Source organism: Rurimicrobium arvi, from assembly GCF_039540495.1.
Lineage (GTDB): Bacteria > Bacteroidota > Bacteroidia > Chitinophagales > Chitinophagaceae > Rurimicrobium > Rurimicrobium arvi.
Genome location: NZ_BAABEZ010000004.1, coordinates 88000 through 107092, shown reverse-complemented (window position 1 = coordinate 107092; position 19093 = coordinate 88000). Strand labels below are relative to the sequence as shown.

Below are 19093 nucleotides of genomic sequence, written 5' to 3'. Positions count from 1 at the left end.
TCAAGGAGGAAGCTGAAAATCCTACACAAGAGTAAGCGTCAAAACTGTTACCATAAGATAGTGGTTATGAAAAAACTTTTTACCCTATTCACTTTGTTCACTGCATTTACGATGTTCCAGGTGCAGAACAAAGTATCGGCACAAACGTTGGGCTGTAAGTCTAACCTGACGGCGTTTTCAAGAACATTTGAATACTTGTCTTCAGGTACTGAGGTTACTGATATCGAATCCGATTGTGCTTCTAAAACAGGTATTCCGCTTGGATTCAACTTCAAATTCGGTCCCTGTGGCAGTCAATCAACTCATAATACGGTTCAGGTAAGCTCTAACGGATGGATTAACCTCGGTGCGGCAGTTTCAGGTTGTCAGCCGGTTGCCGGATCCGGAGTTGCTCCGCAAACGATCTTCCCGGGTTTATGGCCGTTTTATGGCCAAAGTGCCCAGGTTTCCGGTGCTTATGGTGGCGTAGCGACTTACTCCACAGATGTATTATCCAGTGGTAACAAAGTATTTACCATGGAGTGGAAAAACTGGCGCATTACTGCGAACTCATCCACGAGCGGGGTTGGGTACTATGTTATCAGTTTCCAGGTAAAACTTTATGAAGGAAGTAACCTGATCGAATATTGTTACAAGATAGAAAGTACATCAAGTGGTTCAGGACCTGTCAATCTGTATCTGGTAGGAATGGGAAAACAAAAACCTAGTTCCTATACCTCACCTTATCCTGCAACACCATGTCCGGGCTACGATTATTTCATGATGAATAACCCTATTTCCACACCGACCATTAACAGAGGTGGATCCTGGGGTGCGGCTCAGGCAGGTTTGCCTAACGATAACCAGGTGCTGCAGTTTTATCAGGCCTGTTGTGGTAAGCCAGCTGCCGGTGTGATCAGTCAGCCGGATAGCGTATGTGCCTGTCAGCCTTTTGTTGCAAAGCTTTCGGGTGCAACACCTAATCCGTTTACAACCTACGGTGTTCACTACCAATGGCAAACGGCTTCGTCCTCTTCAGGACCATGGTCAGATATCACCGGCGGAACAGCCACATCACAATATTTCGCCGGAATATGTGCTTCTGCAGATACATTCGTACGCGTGATTGTAACCTGTGACTCTTCCGGATTAAGCGATACAACTCCGGTGAAACACATTACACTGATCACACAACCATACAACTGTTATTGTTATTCTGCTGCTTCCATTGATGACAACCTGAGCGGCGTGAATATCGGTAATGTAAAAATCATCAATAAAGGAAACGATACTTTGCTGAATAACGGTTCAGGAACACCCGGTTATCTGAACAAGCAATTTTTCCACAGCTATACACTGAATACCGGGGTTCGTCCTATTCCTGCATTAAACCGCGATTCGGTTTACAAATATTCGGTAATGGGTATCACACGGGATACATTCGCCTTTGCCGGCTCGGGTGTTGCTACTTATATCGACTGGAATAAAGACGGCGTTTATAACACCTCCACAGAGCTTGCCAACTTCAATATCATCAGCGGAACTTCTGCACAATTTATCTCCAGCATCTCAGTGCCATCATGGGCGATGAAAGACACACTTGGCATGCGTGTGGTAATGAAAAAAGGTGCTGCCACCGCTTCGGATGTACCTCCTTGTGGTGCTTACACAGAAGGGGAAACAGAAGATTACCTGGTAGTGGTACAGGATCCTATCTGTCCTGGTCCGCTTTATGCCGGAAAAGCTTACATCACCGATACATCCATGTGCGATGGCTACACCACCACCGTTTGGGATACGGCACATGCAAGAAGCATGTCTCAGATGCATTGGGAGTGGGAATATTCACTCGACAATACAAACTGGGCGAATGTAACTCCGTCTTCACGCATGAAAGATACGATCACTCCGGTAGTGCGCCAGAACACCTATTACCGTTTACGTATCGTGTGTGAAGCAACGCGCGACACTATTTACTCCAATAAATTATTCATTAAGCGTAAAGAACCATACAAATGTTACTGCCATAGCATTGCAAACGGAACAGGTGGTGCCGACAGTTCAGATATCGGTACGTTCAAGATCGGTACTTATACATTTAATACAGGTGGTGCACACGTTCGCAATCCGGAAGCAATCCGTTTGCGTACCGACCGTACCGACCTTACTCCAATGGATCTCTGGGCCGATACCAAGTATGACATTGCAGTGTACCATACGCTCGTAACACCAACACACGGTGACGCCAGAATTTCTGTATTCATCGACTATAACCACAACCTGATTTATGATGTGCCGGCGGAACTGGTATGGACCGCAACTTCCACATACGCTAACTTCTATCCGCACGATACAATCCGAATTCCTGCAGCTGTAATTCCAAATGTTGCAACGGGTCTGCGTGTGGTGCTGAACAACAATATGGGCGGAAGCAATCCTAACGACTTCGGTTGTGACGAGTTCACTTCAGGAGAGATCGAAGATTACCTGGTAATCCTGCATCGCCGTACCACAGGCATCGCTGATGTGACAAATGTGGACAATCTGCAGATTTATCCTAACCCTAATAACGGACAGTTCACAGTATCCTTCAACGCGCCGAATGCAATAGCTGACGTTTCTGTTTCTGTTACCTCTATTACAGGTCAGCAGATAATGCTGGAACAATATCAAAGCATTGGTTCTTCATTTAACCATAGCTACGATCTCAGTGGTAAAGTAGCCGGTGGAGTATACTTCATCACACTTACTACAGACGGTCAGAAATCAGTTCAGAAGCTCATTATCAAATAGCTGAATTTTTTTACAGCAAAGCCGCCTGCAACATTATAGTTGCAGGCGGCTTTGTTTTTAGGCAGACGGATAACAAATGCTTATAACGACATTTAAAATCACGTTTAGGTTTTAAAACCGTAGCGGGTACTTTTGTTTTACTAAAACGTCATCCATATGAGTACAGAAAAACTAACTACGGCAAGCGGTATTCCGTATACTCATCACGAAGATTCCATGAGTGCCGGCGCAAGGGGACCATTATTACTGCAAGACTATATCCTGCACGAAAAGCTTGCGCATTTCAACCGTGAGCGTATCCCCGAAAGAGTGGTGCACGCCAAGGGTACCGGTGCCTATGGTACATTTACCGTGACGCACGACGTAAGTAAATTTACCCGCGCAAAGATCTTCAATGCTGTGGGTAAACAAACGCGTGTTTTTCTGCGATTTTCTACTGTGGGTGGCGAAAAAGGAAGCGCCGATACCGAACGTGATCCGCGTGGTTTTGCTATCAAGTTTTATACAGAAGACGGGAATTGGGACCTGGTAGGGAACAATACGCCGATATTTTTCATTAAAGATCCCAAGAAGTTTCCCGATTTTATTCACACGCAGAAAAGAGATCCGCGCACCAACACGAAAAGTCCGACTATGATGTGGGATTTCTGGAGCCTGAACCCGGAAAGCCTGCACCAGGTGATGTTCCTGATGAGCGATCGCGGAACACCATACGGCTACCGGCATATGCACGGATTCGGAAGTCATACCTTCAGTATGATTAATGCGTCCAATGAAAGAGTGTATGTGAAATTTCATTTCCGCACAGCTCAGGGTATAAAAAACTTTACCAATGATGAAGCGGTAAAAATGAAAGGCGAAGATCCCGATTTCGCACAGAGAGATCTTGTACGCGCAATTGACGCAGGAAATTTTCCCAAATGGACCATGTACATCCAGGTAATGGATGAGCAGCAATCGAAAACATACCGTTTCAATCCGTTTGATCTTACAAAAACATGGAGTCAGAAAGAGTTTCCGTTGATCGAGGTGGGTACAATGGAACTGAACGAGATACCAGCCAATTATTTTGCCGATGTGGAACAAGCGGCATTTGCTCCCGCACACGTAGTGGACGGGATCGGATATTCGCCCGACAGGATGTTGCAGGGACGTATTCTCTCCTACCCGGATGCACATCGTCACCGTATCGGTGCGAATTTTGAGCAGCTTCCGGTGAACCGTTGTCCCTATATGGTCAATAACTATCAGCGTGACGGGGCAATGGCGCTCAACGGTAACGGAGGCAGTGCTCCCAACTATTTCCCTAACAGTTTTGATAATATCCGTCCGGACCTTTCATACAAAGAACCCGCATTGGAAATGGACAGCAATATAGCTGACTGGTACGACAGAAACGGTCCCGGAGAAGACGATCATTATTCCCAGCCCGGAATTTTTTACAGGGAAGTGCTCAGTGCTGAAGATAAGAAACACCTTGTCAGCAATATTGTGGGAGCAATGAGCGGAATTGAAGGACCGAAGCGCATGGAAATTATCAACCGGCAATTATGTCATTTCTTCAGAGCAGACATAGGATTGGGAATGGCAATAGCACAGGGATTAGGTGTAACCATTGATGAAAATGCAATGAAGCATTCATAATAAAGTTTAGTTTTTGTTTAAAGGGTAGGCGCGGTGCTCAGAGGCGGGCATCGCGTTTTTTTATGCTTTCCGGCGGATGAGTGAAGCAAACATATTATCTGCCTTGCGTGAAATGCCGTTCAGAATACCCGATTGCAACAGCTCATACCGGTTGTTATTTTCCAGGAAGGAGGCGAGCACCGACTCGTTTTCATCGCGGAAAACGGAACAGGTGATATAGGTGATATGACCACCCGGCTTCACATAGCGGCTGATATTATTCAGTATTTGCTTTTGCCGTTCGCTGAAAGCCCGTATCTGAGCGGTATCAAAGAAATAGAATTGCTCCGGCGTCCTAGCCCAGGTACCCGACCCGGTACAGGGTACATCGGCGATAATCTGATCGAATGTTCTGTTGCCGAGCGTTGTTTCCAACGCAGCAGCATCGGCCGCAGAAAGCAGCAATTGTTCCGGAAGCGTTTTTTTATAAAGTCTGAACCGCTCTTTAAGGTTGTGCAGTATGCTGCTTCTGATGTCGCTTACCGTAAGCCGGATGGAAGGTTCTGAATCGCTTGCCAGAAGCGATTTCCCTCCTGCACCGCTGCAACAGTCCCAAACGCTGCAGCCGGGGCTCAGCGCAAAGTATGCTGCAGTGTTCTGCGACGAAAAGTCCTGTACGCGATAATCTCCCGGAGCTAATATCTTTTCTATGGCAGTGTTTGCATTGCAGGAAAAGCAGTTGTTGCCTTCTTCCAGGAAAACGATCTCAGCCTGCTTCAGTAAGGTGATCACCTTTTGTTCTTTTCCTTTGGTTACGGAAAAGAACACCCTGGGTTTCTGCCACAGGGATCGATGCCATTCGCTTGCGGTAATGCCGTCTGACAACGATGGCGAAGCTTCAAGCCGTTTTATATTTCCGGCGCTCAGATAGCCCATCTGAAGCAGCGCTTCCGTTTTATTATCTGTGTCGGCAGATTGAAGTTGTTGCAGCGCTTCCGGCAACAGTTTCAGCGTATGCGGATTTCCGTTTTCGGCAAGTGTAAGCGAGACGAGTACTTGCTCCCAAAGCGTCAACGTATCATCCAGAAATAAAGCACAGCGGTAGTAGCTATAGACGGCATCCGCGATAATTTTCCTGTCCCGGCTGCCGAGAACAGGGTGGGCTTTGAAATAAGCTTTCAGAAAATGCGTCAGCGGAACATCGCCTTTGTACTGTTCCGCGATGAATTCTATATTTTTCTGAAGCGCACGCATTTGCCTGCGAAGGTACTGGCTTGCTGCATCAAAATACATTTTGTTTTTATCCGATGTTGTTTATTTTGCTGCTTTCATTGCATATATGAACCATAACAGAAAGATTGCCATGCTGATCCTGATCGCAGCATTGGGCTACTTCGTGGACGTCTACGATCTGATACTATTTATCATTGTGCGGCAACCGAGCCTTACGGCGCTTGGCTACACCGGAACAGATCTTACGCGTGAAGGTATTCTCCTGCTGAACCTGCAGATGATCGGGATGCTGAGCGGCGGCATTGTATGGGGCATTCTCGGAGATAAGAAAGGCAGGTTGTCGGTTTTGTTCGGCACGATCCTGCTCTATTCTCTCGCCAATATTCTCAATGGTATGATCCAGAATATCCAGCAGTATTACGTGCTGCGCTTTGTTGCAGGCTTTGGCCTGGCGGGAGAGCTGGGAGCAGGGGTTACGCTTGTTTCCGAAGTGATGAGCAAAGAAAAAAGAGGCCTGGGTACAACCATCGTTTCCGGTATAGGGATCGCGGGCGCAGTGGCCGGTTTCCTGGTAGCTGATAAGTTCGACTGGCGTACTGCTTACTATGTAGGTGGCGGAATGGGCCTGTTTCTTTTACTGTTGCGCGTGTCGGTTGCGGAATCCGGTATGTTTGCCAGGATACGAGAAGACAAAGTAGTACGCGGCGGATTTCTTCGTTTCCTCCTCGTTCGTAAAAATTTTGTGGCGTATGTCCGCTGCATTTTTATCGGTATCCCTATATGGTTCACGATCGGAATCATCGTGACGATGGCCACTGAGCTCGCCTCGGCGCTGCACATTTCAGGTGTTGTAAAAGGAAGCACGGCTGTTATGTATCACTATATTGGTGCCTCTGCCGGCGCATTTCTGTGCGGTATATTGAGCCAGACATTACGCTCGCGTAAGAAAGCATTGCTCATTGCATTGCTTGCGCTTGCAGCCACCATCGGAGTTCTGTTTGCCGCCACAGGAGCCAGCAGTTCCTTTTTTTACTGGATGCTGCTGATCATCGGCATTCCCAACGGCTACTGGTCCGTGTTTATGTCTACCGCATCGGAACAATTCGGTACGAATATCCGCGCAACAGTCACCACAACTATTCCGAATTTCGTGAGAGGTACTATTGTGGGTGTATCAGCCATTTTCGTTTACCTGAGCCAGGAACAATCCTGGGGCTTTGTGAAGGCAGCGATGGTTATTGGTTCTGTGCTGATCTCAACGGCACTTATAGCAACCATGAGATCGGAAGATACGTTTGGTAAAAACCTTGATTTTATTGAAGGATAAAAAAAACGCCGGAATAATCTTCGGGCGTTTTTTACATGATTTTTGAAGTATTATGCGATTGTGCCAACAAAAGCTTTGATAGCCTGTTCCGTTGCGTCGCTCACATTTACGAGCGGCAAACGCAGGGTATCGCCGCATACACCAAGCTGTTTCAGTGCGCACTTTACACCGGCAGGGTTTCCTTCTGCAAACAGCAGATCCATCCCTTTCAGCAATTGATAGTGTTTGGTACGTGCGTTACCGAGGTCGCCATCCAGAGCGGCATTCACCATTTCCGTAAATAGTTTCGGATAACTGTTTGCGGCAACAGAAATCACCCCGTGAAATCCGATCGCAATTTGCGGCAATACGAGGTTATCGTCTCCCGAAAGCAGTTGAAAGCCGTCCGGCATCACAGATACGTACTCCATGAACTGAACGATATTTCCGCTTGCTTCTTTTATGGCAACAATATTGCTGCAATCTTTAGCGAGGCGCAAAGCAGTGGCAGGGAGAATGTTTCCAGCGGTACGGCCGGGAACATTGTACAGGATAATCGGCAGCGGGGTTGCTTGCGCAATGGCCTTATAATGCTGATAAATGCCTTCCTGCGTAGGTTTATTATAATACGGCGAAACACTCAGCAGGGCAGATACACCAGTCAGATCATAGTCCTTCAGTTGTTCAAGGATTTCGGCAGTATTGTTACCACCCATTCCGCACACAACGGGCACACGGCCCGCATTATGCTGTACAACAAACTTCAGCACCTGTTTCTTCTCATCGGAAGAAAGCGTAGGTGTTTCGCCGGTGGTGCCCAATGCAACGAGGTAGTCTACACCATTGTTCACCACATGGTCAATCAGTTTGCCCAATGCATCATAGTCAATGCTATGATCATTGCGGAAAGGAGTTACCAATGCTACTCCCGTACCGCGGAATGAAATGTTCATTTTTTTATTTTAGTAGTTAAGAATGTCCACACTTAGCGCTCTTCGTAGAATCCCATATGCGAGAACTTCTCGATACGGTCGTCGATTCTTTTTTCAGCATCAATTTTTTGCAGTTCTGCAACGGCCTGAATGAGGTACTGCTTCATCGTGGCGGCCATTTCTTCAGGTTGTGTTTGTGCACCGCCCAGTGGCTCTTTTAATACATCATCCACGAGGTTAAAACCTTTCATGTCTTCCGAAGTAAGCTTAAGCTGCTCGGCAGCCTTCACTTTATAATCCCAGCTTCTCCAGAGGATGGTCGAGCAGTTTTCAGGAGAGATCACGGTGTACCATGTGTTTTCGAGCATAGCTACTTTATCGCCGATACCGATACCCAAAGCCCCGCCGGATGCGCCTTCGCCGATGATGATGCAGATAACCGGCACTTTCAGGTTGGTCATCTCAAACAGGTTGCGTGCAATAGCCTCGCCCTGGCCTCTTTCCTCTGCCTCCAGACCCGGGTAAGCGCCGGGAGTGTCGATAAAGGTGATGATGGGATGATTGAATTTTTCGGCCATTTTCATCAGGCGCAACGCTTTGCGGTAGCCTTCAGGGTTCGCCATACCGAAGTTGCGCAGCTGACGCATCTTGGTGTTTGTACCTTTCTGCTGTCCGATAACCATTACCGGAGTTCCGTCCAGCCTGGCCATTCCGCCTACCATGGCTTTGTCATCCTTTACCTGGCGGTCGCCGTATAATTCAATAAAGTCGGTAAAGATCTTATCGATATAATATAAGGTGTAAGGACGTTCCGGGTGGCGGCTCAGTTGTACACGTTGCCAGGGAGTAAGATTTGCGTATATTTTTTCGCGTGTTTGTCTAATAGAATTTTCGAGCTCGCCCAGGGTTGCACTCACATCCAAATGATTCTTCTCGGCGGTTTCCCTGAGCTTATCCATTTGGTGGTACAGTTCTTCAAGGGGTTTTTCGAAGTCCAGAAACTGCATAGTTTGCTTGTTTTGAGATTGGACACAAATGTAGGCTAAAAAATAATTTCGCTGAATTTTGGAATTTTGAAAGAAAAGGTTCTATATTTGCAACCCCAACGCAAACGGATTGGTAGTTCAGTTGGTTAGAATGCCGCCCTGTCACGGCGGAGGTCGCGGGTTCGAGTCCCGTCCAGTCCGCAAAAAGCTTCACAATCTGTGAAGCTTTTTTTGCTTTATGGCACATTATGTCTACATCATTGAAAGCCTTTCGGATGGTACCTTATACAAAGGGTATACAACCGATTATGCAAGACGGCTGGAAGAACATAATTCTGGTCTTTCAAAATACACAAGCACTAAACTTCCGTGGGCACTGCGCTATGTTGAAGCGCATGATGATAAAACAACAGCGCTCAAACGAGAGTTGATGTTTAAGAAGCAAAAGAGGAAATACTTTGAATGGCTATTTGACCAACCTTCCAATATTTTAAAGAAATAACGGAATGCCGCCCCGTCACGGTCCCGGCTGAGCCGGGACGGGTTCGAGTCCCGTCCAGTCCGCAAAAGGCTTCACAATCTGTGAAGCTTTTTTGCTTTATGGCACATTATGTTTACATCATTGAAAGCCTTTCGGATGGTACCTTATACAAGGGTATACAACCGACTATGCAAGACGGTTGGAAGAGCATAATTCTGGTCTTTCAAAATACACAAGCACTAAACTTCCATGGGTACTGCGCTATGTTGAAGCGCATGATGATAAAACAACAGCGCTCAAACGAGAGTTGATGTTTAAGAAGCAAAAGAGGAAATACTTTGAATGGCTATTTGACCAACCTTCCAATATTTTAAAGAAATAACGGAATGCCGCCCCGTCACGGTCCCGGCTGAGCCTGGACGGGTTCGAGTCCCGTCCAGTCCGCAAAAAGCTTCACAATCTGTGAAGCTTTTTTGCTTTATGGCACATTATGTCTACATCATTGAAAGCCTTTTGGATGGTACCTTATACAAAGGGTATACAACCGACTATGCAAGACGGTTGGAAGAACATAATTCTGGTCTTTCAAAGTACACAAGCACCAAACTTCCGTGGGTACTGCGCTATGTCGAAGTGCATGATGATAAAACAACAGCACTCAAACGAGAGTTGATGTTTAAGAAGCAAAAGAGGATATACTTTGAATGGCTATTTGAACAACCTTCCAATATTTTAAAGAAATAACGGCATGCCGCCCTGTCGCGGTCCCGGCTGAGCCTGGACGGGTTCGAGTCCCGTCCAGTCCGCAAAAAGCTTCACAATCTGTGAAGCTTTTTTGCTTTATGGCACATTATGTTTACATCATTGAAAGCCTTTTGGATGGTACCTTATACAAAGGGTATACAACCGACTATGCAAGACGGCTGGAAGAACATAATTCTGGTCTTTCAAAATACACAAGCACTAAACTTCCGTGGGCACTGCGCTATGTGGAAGCGCATGATGATAAAACAGCAGCGCTCAAACGAGAGTTGATGTTTAAGCAAAACAGGAAATACTTTGAATGGCTATTTGAACAACCTTCCAATATTTTAAAGAAATAACGGAATGCCGCCCCGTCACGGTCCCATCCAGTCCGCAAAAAGCTTCACTTCAAGTGAGACTTTTCTTGTTTTTAGCGTATCCCATGAAAATAAGTACTTAAATCCAAGAAAAATCTCCGCATCACATAGAGATTTTTTGCCATAAAAAGCATCCACATTTTTTATATATAGCCCTTTGAATATAAGATGGTAACCCACCTCGATCATTTGCAGATATTTTGTAATAATTTACGAAAATGCAAAGTTTTATCATTGATTTTCAGTAATATATAATTATATTATTTTCTTGGTTAATAGTTGAAGTATTAGGTTTGCCACATTATAGTTTTTTAAAGGCGAAGAAGGCTAACCAACTAATGACGAACAATAATAAAAACAGAATCATATGAAACATCACACGCCTGTTGACAGGCACTGTTCTTGGGGTAGCGGCGGTTTTATGTTGGTGCTGCTGTGGTTATTGAGCCTGCAGCCGCAGGCGGTGCATGCCCAGCAGACAGGTCTGGGCGTGGACCTGTCGCTGATCGACGGGGTGGAACTCACACCGGCAAATATCTTCAATTACCGGCTGGAGAACCGGGGTCAGCAGAGCCAGAACGTATTGGTCCGGGGCCGGGTGTACTACCGGCAGTCGGCACTGAACTTCACGTATGAGTACCATATCAGCCTGCAACCAGGGGTGACACAAGTCAGCCGCGATATGATCAGTGCTCCGACCTGGAACTTCTCCGGCCCGGCGTTAAAGGAATTGTTCCAGCAGTACAACAAGCTGCCTCAGGGTACGTATGAGTATTGCGTGAGCGTGTATCCTCCCGGTACAAGTCCTGAGTATACACCCGGAGACGAGCCACAGTCCTGCGTATACCAGACGGTAGACGACCTGTTCCTGATCAACCTGCTGAGTCCGGACAATGATGCGAAGATCTACGAGTACAACCCGATGCTGAGCTGGGTGGTGAATTACCCTTTTGCGAGCGAGCTCACGTACCGGCTGAGGGTGGCGGAGCTGAAGACAGGACAGAATCCGCAGAACGCGATCACGCGCAATAATGCGATGTACCAGGACAACAACGTGATGAGCACCTCGGCGGTGTACCCGGTTACGGCGCGTCCTTTACAGAAATGGCAACCCTATGTGTGGACAGTGGATGCTTATTACAAAGGCATCCTGCTGGGCGGAGCCGAAGTATGGAAGTTCACCATTATTGATGATAGTGTAATGCAGGCTTTACCGAAGGAAAGCTATTATGTGGATATACGCAATGAGGTACGCAATATTCAATATGATGCCGTAGGGAAAATCCGCATCAAATATCAGCAGGACGAAAAAGAAACCGATGTAATGTCTTTCCTGCTACGCGATGCTGACGGGAAGCAGATAAGCTTAAAGACCAAAAGCTATCCTGCAATACTGGGAGACAACCGTATTGATCTGGATCTTGAAACAGAAGTGCGCTTGAAACATTTGGGTAAATACGAATTACAGGTGACCAATAGTCTGGGAGAGCACTTTATGGTTCCGTTCCGCTACATCAATCCGGATTTTGTGAAATAGGTAAGCGAGGATGGCTATTCAGTATTTATTCAGAGTTGGGGTACAGGTAACGTTGGTTATACTGTCCGTTGTTTTACTGTCGTGCGGCGAAAGCAAAAACCTGCTGAAATCTCCCGCGCAGAACAGAAGGGTGAGCGGCTACGCAACCGATAGCTTTCGCTATGAAGTATATCAATTGCCGTCGGGTAAGGAGACGCTGGCTTTGAGTCTGCGGATAGTGAATGTAGCGGGAACGCAGAGTCCCCTGCGCATGTTATCGGGCAACATAGAGCAGTACAGCACGTATTACGAATACCTGCTCAATAGAGCTGCTGCGGATTTCAGGCTGGTGTGCGATAAGGAAGAGTTAGCGCCTGCGGCTTATTCGGTGGAAAACAACTATAACGCATTTCCTTTTGAGACAATCAATATTTCTTTCTATACAGGCCGGAAAGCCCGGAGCCGGAAACGTAAAGTGTTGCTTTTTGCAGACAACGTGTTTTCGCACCAGGTGATCTGGATGAAAATGATCAATGACTTTAAATAGCTTTTTATGCGAGTAACAAAAGTGCTGTCAATCAGATTTAAAAAGCCCATAGCGCTGAGCCTGTTGTTGATAATGGCAGGCCAGCTGCTGCTGCCGGTTTACGGTTATGCGCTCAGTTCCGGACCTGTGCAGCCGGAAATACAGAGTTTTGAGCCGGTTGGTACCACCGACATGGTAGACCTGTTCACCGGCGACTTTGTCTACAACATTCCGCTGATGGATGTGGAAGGGTATCCCGTGAATATATCTTATCATGGTGGCGTTACGATGGACCAGGAAGCGAGCTGGGTGGGACTGGGCTGGAATATCAATCCCGGTGCGGTGAACCGATCCGTACGAGGCCTTCCGGATGACTTTGCAGGAGAGCAGATCGAAAAGGAACTGAACGTAAAGCCCGAAGTAACATTAAAAGCAGGAACCGGGCTTTCGGCCGAAGTAGGTGGCCTTGGTCAGCCGGAGGTTAATCTATCGGCATCTCTGGGAGGGTATTTAAATATTAATAACTATCGCGGTATCAGCGTGGACCTGGTGTCTAAAGCAGGAGTCAATGCGAAACTGGGGCCGATTTCGGCAGGTATGAATATAGGTGCTTCTTTCGGCTCTCAGGCAGGTGCCAGCTTCGATTACAGTAAGACCTTCGGCATCGGGGTATCCGGTATTGTAGGTAAAGATATCGGTGTGTCGGGCGGCTTCAATATCAATAAGAGCGGCGTATACAGCCCCCGTTCCGGCTTAAGGCAGCAGGTGGGCATGGGATTCAGTGCGAGCGTAAGCAAAGGTGGCGCTTCCATGTCTATGTCATCTGGAACGAGTGTGCCGATCGGCTTGAATAATTATACGGCGGCATTATCCAATTCTTCTTACATGACCACCACTGCGGGTCAACTGAAGGCAGGAACAGAGGCCTTTTGGGTATTCGGTTCAGGTAAAATATCAGGCTCCCTGAATAAGATTACGTATGATCCGGATGGAACCCGTTCCGGATACGGATACTTCAATCTGCAGAATGCGACAGAGAATGATCAGCTGGATTTTTCCCGCGATAAAGACGTGATGTTTAATACTACCATGCAGTTGTTGCCACAGACAGCGTTGACCTATGATGTCTTCAACGTGAGCGGTCAGGGGACAGGAGGTTCTTTCCGTCCTTTCCGCAACGACTTTGGTTCTGTATACGATCCGGCAACGCAGTCGGAGCAGAAAAGCAACGAGTTTTTCGAGGAGGCAGGGTTTGGTGCCGGATGGGAAGCAGGTAGTGAAATCTCCACGGCCAAAACCATTTCCAGCTCAGGTCCCTGGAAAGAATCGGACCTGCATCGTCGGTTCCGCCCTTTGCGTAGCGGAACATATGAAGATATATACTTTAAAGAAGCCGGGGAATTAACACCGGGAAACGAAACTTTCCTGCGTCGGTTTGCAAATAATGAGCCCCTGTCTCCTAAAGATGTTATTGATCTGCCTGCCTATAAGCCGGGTTCCGACTGGCGTGTGCCGCGTGCCAATCATATTGTGGCGCTGACCGGTAAGGATAAAGACTCCGTTTTCCTGCTTGGTCAAAAGCAGATAGAATCCTATTCGGATACGACAGGTTTTAAAAATTACCCTTCAATCAACAAACAGACCATAGCGCGTGTAAGTACGGGAGGCAATCGTTTACGTCGCCTGCCCAACCAGGTAACCGAAGTTATTCAGACACAGAAAGAAGGTCGTAAATACGTGTACGGACTTCCTGTGCTTAACAATGTACAGCGGGAATCGGTGTTTTCGGTGGATGCCGGCGTGAATAATGTGGACGCGTACAGGAACCTGGCAGACTATACACCCGGACTGGAGGATTCAAAAAATAATCCACGCGGTGTGGATCATTACTACAATGGTACGGTTACGCCAACCTATGTAACAGCGCATTTGCTGACTGCCGTATTGTCTTCAGATTATATTGATGTAAGCGGAAACGGCCTGTCTGAAGACGATCTGGGAACATACACGAAATTCAACTATACCCGTAAGAGCGCCGATTATCGCTGGCGGGCTCCGATACAATCCGGAAAGGCACAGTACCAGGCGGGTTACGTAACGGATCCCCAGGACGACAAAGCCAGTTATATGATTGGCTCGCGTGAGCAATGGATGCTGCATTCAATAGAGACAAAAAACTATGTAGCTGAATTCTACGTTTCTCAGCGCAAAGATGCAATGGGCGTGCTGGATCGTATCCTGAACGGCGGACTTCCGAACGCATACAATGAAGCTCCGTATAACGCACAGTTATCTTCTTCCACCACAGATAACCGTTCCTACAAGCTGGATTCCATCGTGCTGTACAATAAGCATACCCGGTTTACTCAGGGCGCGGCAGCCGTTCCTGTGAAGACCGTTGTTTTTGACTATGATTACAGCCTTTGTAAAAATGTTCCTAATTCGGAAGCAGGCTCCGGCAAACTCACTTTGCGCAAAATATCATTCCGTTACGGTCGTTCGGCACTCAGCGCGCAATCTCCGTACAGCTTTAATTACAGCTCCGTAAATCCCGATTACGACGACGGCGCCAAAGATCGCTGGGGTAATTACAAGCCGAGACCGGCCCAGGACTTTACCAATTTTGAATTTCCATTTACAGACCAGAGTTCCTCGACCGACTCGTGGGCGAGCGCCTGGTCGCTTACGGAAATCAAACTGCCTTCCGGCGGGGTGATCAAAGTGGACTATGAGTCAGATGACTATGCATACGTGCAGACAGCACAGGCGATGGAAATGTTCCAGGTGGAAGGTTTTGGTGTGGATAACCATTACCGGCCTTTTGATCAGCTCTATAAGAATGAGTTTCTGCCGAACCTGTATGTTTATTTCAAACGCAGAAAGGACAAAGAAAATGCGCAGTTGAGTCCCAAAGAAAATTACCTGAACGAAACGAACCAGCTATATTATAACGTCAGTACAGAACTAAAACCCGGATTTTATGAGCCGGTAAAGGGATACGCAGAGGTGACGGAGGTGGGCTATTGCCCGGGTTCGAATGATGACTACGGTTATGTAAAGCTGGCACCGCGTGTGATGAAAGGTACGATTGCGATAGCCAACCCGATCACGTATACCGCGTTGAATATGGGTCGCTATTCACTGCCGCAGGTAATGTTCCCGGGCCGCGATCCGGAGAGTTCAGACCTGGACAATATTCTGGCCGGGTTGAAAACAGCGATCCAGGAAGCGTTCAAGGCAGCTGAAAATCCGCTGGAAACCTGGATGGACCAAAGTAAAGCGAAGCGTGCGAATTTTGTAAAATCCTTTATCCGGCTGGGTAGTCCGGGCCTGCGCAAACAGGGTGGCGGACACCGTGTCAAGTCCATACAGTATTACGACAGCTGGGATAAGATGGCGCAGGGCGCACAATCAGTATATGGTCGTGTATATGATTACACTGTAAAACGTGATGACAAGAAGGGCTCTATCAGCAGTGGTGTGGCCAGTTACGAACCAATGGTAGGCGGTGATGAGCTGCCGCAGCGTACTCCTGTAAATTACATTGCGCAGAAGGCGAACGACTTTCCTCCCAATGATCCGGTGGAACTATACCAGGAGCTGCCTATCGGGGAAAGTTTCTATCCTGCTCCCGTGGTAGGATACAGTCAGATTACTGTCAGCAGTATTCATAAAGACGTGGGACGGTCCTCCCAGACCGAAGATATTTACGGCTTTTACACGGCAAGGGATTTCCCGATACAGGCGAATGCCAGTCCGATCATGGCTCCCAAAGCAGCTCAAAGTATCAGTACCACGAACGCATTCAGCTTTCAGTTGGCTGCGCAGGGGTTTGCGCTGGTATTTAACGACATGCATGGCAAACAACGCAGCGCAGAGCACTGGATCCTGAAGCCTGTGGATACGGCACGGGGCCGCGAACTGGTCAGTTCGCAGAGCTACCAGTATTTTATGGAGTCCGGAAAGATCAGCAACGCAGTTCCGGTATTTGACTACAGCGGCAACCGGGGTATGTTATCCGTAGCCAATCATCCGATGGGAATTGAGGCTGAGCTGAACATGGATACCCGTTCGTTCCACGAGGAAATGAACTATCAGAGTATGAGTCTCAACCTGAATACCGCATACTTGATTCTGGCTTTCGTTTCGATACCGCTCGGTTATCCGTTTAAATTCAAGAACCAGACAGATTACCGTTCCGCTTCGACAATGAAGATCGTGCAGCAGCATGGAATTCTTTCCAAAGTGATCAGCACCAGCAATGGGGCCGTAACCGAGACCCGTAATGAGGTTTTCGATAAAGAGACCGGTAATGTTCTGGTTACTTCGGTGAATAATGAATATGGCGACCGTGAGTATTCCGTTTCATACCCGGCACACTGGGCGTACAAGGAGCTGGGGCCGATTTATGGCCGTTTCGGTGTCACCGGTAAGTTCGATAACGACCTCGTGATCGACACGATGGGTGCAGACTATGGTTCGCGCTTTATCAATTACAATCCCTATTACAGTTACCGGTATAGCCTGCCGAATAAAATGCCGGTAGGTAAGATACTGATAGATGAAGACATGGGTAAGTTTACGCTGGGGGATGAACTGATCCTGCAGCAAAGTCAGCTCGGGGCCCCCATAAGGGTTTGGGTAATGGGCTTCACTTCGGATCTGATGCACTGCTATATGATCGTAGCACCGAGGGAACCGTACAAAACATCTTCCACCTGGACGCTGAAGTCCTCTTACTCAAATGTAAACTACACTGTAGCTAAACCAGGCCTGAAGAACCGGCTGGGAGAGACTGTGCAGACTTATGTGACTACAGACAGAAGTAATATTTTTCCTTACCTGAAAGACTCTTTGGGTAGTCTTGTCTCACTGAATGCGCAGACCTACAAATACAATCTTAACGAGGTATTTGCCGCGAACAAAACATCTGATTCGCTCAATCCGTTTGTGACCGGAAAAGTAGGAGAGTACCGGCCTGAGCTGCAGGTGTTCAACCTGAAGAACCGCAATTATGCAGGCGGACTAGGCCGTACCGCGGGGCTCTTTGCCTCGAATGCTTACTGGAAAACAGAGACTGATCGTTATGCGCAGTACTGTCCGGATTCCAGCATTTGTGGCGATTGTCCGGTTTCTAAGGATTATAGCTGTCCGAATCCTCTGGATAGTTTACAAATTAAATTTCTCGGCGTCTCGGACAGAATATACTATAACGGATTGGATACCACTCACCCTCACTTCACCAATAAATTCCGTGTCATAGTATGGCCCAATAAAAGAAATGTCAATTGTAATACGCCTTATATCCAGGTGTTGGAGGATATTTCCCGGTCCAGAACCCTACTTGGAGCGACTGACAAATATCTTTCTACAACAGCAGTTAAGGACTCTATAGATTTTGAGTGGGATGACTATGTTACTAAATCCATAGGATATTCTAACGGTTGTTGCACAATTTATTTTTCCGTGAAATGCAATTACTCAGACTCTACGTTTACCATCATCAACCTGTATTATAAGAAGCCTGGTGCCAGCACACTCTACAGTTGCAAGAATATATACAGGGATACTACGCTCGTTTATTCTCCTCCCACACCACCCACCCCACGCACGTACCTGCCTTTCCGGATCAACAAAAAAGTGTTGTTGTCTAAAGTGGGTCATTACGAAGGTACCGATAATGAGAACTGGGTGAATGCTTCCCAGGTGACGCGTTATAACTGGTACGGGCAGGAGATAGAGAATAAGGAAGAAGGGCTGGGCTATAACGCTGCTATCTACGGATATAACCAGCAGCTGCCGATATGCGTTGCAAAAAATGCACGTCATTCAGAGGTACTGTATGAAGGTTTTGAGGATTATAAGATACTCAAACCGGTACCGGAGCAGTACCAATCGTACATGCCGCTCATCTATTCTCCTTTCGAGGAATTCTTTAAGACAAAAAATGCACTGGATGCTTTCTATGCCGTGACGAATACTGCTCCCGCAGGAGCCTCAGCTTCCGTTGTCAATGCAGATGCCCATACCGGATTTTATGCGCTGAATGCGAATGCCACTACCACCATTCCTTTAAATGGCGCGGGTACCGGCGCCAGCGACGGTTATACCTTCCTGATGAAAGGCAACCGCCGTTATTACGCCTCTGTATGGCTCAAGCCGAATACACCGGTTACGGATTCCCGTACCACTTATAATCCCAACGGGTTGACGATTACGATGGATACCACAATGTCTGCAACAGCATCTGCTGCACTTAAGACCAATACCTTCTTTGCGAAGACCAATCTGATAGAAGGCTGGCAGAAGTATGAAATCGAATTCAGTGCACCTGCCGGCTACCGCAACTTCAGGCTGAATCTTCCCGGTGGCTACCTGTATGATGACCTGCGCATCCACCCGTTTGAGTCCAATACCAAAGCGTTTGTGTACGATGAGAACACCCGCCGCCTGATGGCCACGCTGGATGAAAACAATTTCGCCAGTTTCTATGAATACGATGCAGAAGGGTCGCTGATCCGTACCAAAAAGGAAACAGAGAAAGGAGTGCTCACCATCACGGAGTCCCGCAGTAATCACCAAAAGAAGAATTAGAAG

Annotated in this window: 13 protein-coding genes and 1 tRNA gene; 11 read left to right on the top strand and 3 right to left on the bottom strand. The window is 47.3% G+C overall.

Going from position 1 to position 19093, the window contains the following annotated elements:
- Window positions 1-66: 66 nt before the first annotated feature.
- On the top strand, window positions 67-2772 hold the full coding sequence (locus ABD846_RS03280; protein WP_344822641.1) for a T9SS type A sorting domain-containing protein: 2706 nt from the start codon (window positions 67-69) through the stop codon (window positions 2770-2772).
- A gap of 156 nt (window positions 2773-2928) precedes the next feature.
- Window positions 2929-4416: a catalase gene (locus ABD846_RS03275; RefSeq protein WP_344822639.1), complete on the top strand. Its 1488-nt coding sequence runs from the start codon at window positions 2929-2931 to the stop codon at window positions 4414-4416.
- Between the two features lie 60 nt (window positions 4417-4476).
- Here the strand turns inward: ABD846_RS03275 and ABD846_RS03270 are convergent, their stop codons facing one another.
- Window positions 4477-5688 carry an RsmB/NOP family class I SAM-dependent RNA methyltransferase gene (locus ABD846_RS03270; RefSeq protein ID WP_344822637.1) on the bottom strand — a complete coding sequence of 404 codons (1212 nt, stop codon included), beginning with the start codon at window positions 5686-5688 and terminating at the stop codon, window positions 4477-4479.
- Between the two features lie 46 nt (window positions 5689-5734).
- Between ABD846_RS03270 and ABD846_RS03265 the strand changes: the two genes are divergently transcribed.
- Window positions 5735-6955 carry an MFS transporter gene (locus tag ABD846_RS03265; protein WP_344822635.1) on the top strand — a complete coding sequence of 407 codons (1221 nt, stop codon included), beginning with the start codon at window positions 5735-5737 and terminating at the stop codon, window positions 6953-6955.
- A 50-nt stretch (window positions 6956-7005) separates the two neighbouring features.
- Here the strand turns inward: ABD846_RS03265 and dapA are convergent, their stop codons facing one another.
- Both dapA and ABD846_RS03255 read right to left on the bottom strand, forming a co-directional pair.
- Window positions 7006-7887 (bottom strand): 4-hydroxy-tetrahydrodipicolinate synthase, encoded by an 882-nt coding sequence (dapA, locus tag ABD846_RS03260; protein WP_344822633.1) that lies wholly within the window; start codon window positions 7885-7887, stop codon window positions 7006-7008.
- Between the two features lie 32 nt (window positions 7888-7919).
- Window positions 7920-8873, bottom strand: a complete 954-nt coding sequence (locus ABD846_RS03255) for an acetyl-CoA carboxylase carboxyltransferase subunit alpha (protein WP_344822631.1) — start codon at window positions 8871-8873, stop codon at window positions 7920-7922.
- Between the two features lie 106 nt (window positions 8874-8979).
- On the opposite strand from ABD846_RS03255, the gene ABD846_RS03250 reads away from it, so the two are divergent.
- The 8 genes from ABD846_RS03250 to ABD846_RS03220 all read left to right on the top strand — a co-directional run bounded on the left by ABD846_RS03250 (window position 8980) and on the right by ABD846_RS03220 (window position 19090).
- Window positions 8980-9053, top strand: a tRNA-Asp gene (locus tag ABD846_RS03250).
- 37 nt (window positions 9054-9090) lie between these two features.
- Window positions 9091-9354, top strand: coding sequence for a GIY-YIG nuclease family protein (locus ABD846_RS03245; protein ID WP_344822629.1), 264 nt, complete (start codon window positions 9091-9093; stop codon window positions 9352-9354).
- Between the two features lie 145 nt (window positions 9355-9499).
- Window positions 9500-9715: a GIY-YIG nuclease family protein gene (locus ABD846_RS14745; protein ID WP_425568016.1), complete on the top strand. Its 216-nt coding sequence runs from the start codon at window positions 9500-9502 to the stop codon at window positions 9713-9715.
- A 98-nt stretch (window positions 9716-9813) separates the two neighbouring features.
- On the top strand, window positions 9814-10077 hold the full coding sequence (locus tag ABD846_RS03240; protein ID WP_344822627.1) for a GIY-YIG nuclease family protein: 264 nt from the start codon (window positions 9814-9816) through the stop codon (window positions 10075-10077).
- A 98-nt stretch (window positions 10078-10175) separates the two neighbouring features.
- Window positions 10176-10436 carry a GIY-YIG nuclease family protein gene (locus ABD846_RS03235; protein ID WP_344822625.1) on the top strand — a complete coding sequence of 87 codons (261 nt, stop codon included), beginning with the start codon at window positions 10176-10178 and terminating at the stop codon, window positions 10434-10436.
- A gap of 385 nt (window positions 10437-10821) precedes the next feature.
- Window positions 10822-11991 carry a hypothetical protein gene (locus ABD846_RS03230; protein WP_344822623.1) on the top strand — a complete coding sequence of 390 codons (1170 nt, stop codon included), beginning with the start codon at window positions 10822-10824 and terminating at the stop codon, window positions 11989-11991.
- A gap of 10 nt (window positions 11992-12001) precedes the next feature.
- Entirely contained in the window at window positions 12002-12517 is a 516-nt protein-coding gene (locus ABD846_RS03225; RefSeq protein ID WP_344822621.1) for a hypothetical protein, read from the top strand.
- A 6-nt stretch (window positions 12518-12523) separates the two neighbouring features.
- Window positions 12524-19090 carry a hypothetical protein gene (locus ABD846_RS03220; protein WP_344822619.1) on the top strand — a complete coding sequence of 2189 codons (6567 nt, stop codon included), beginning with the start codon at window positions 12524-12526 and terminating at the stop codon, window positions 19088-19090.
- The last annotated feature ends 3 nt before the right edge of the window (window positions 19091-19093 follow it).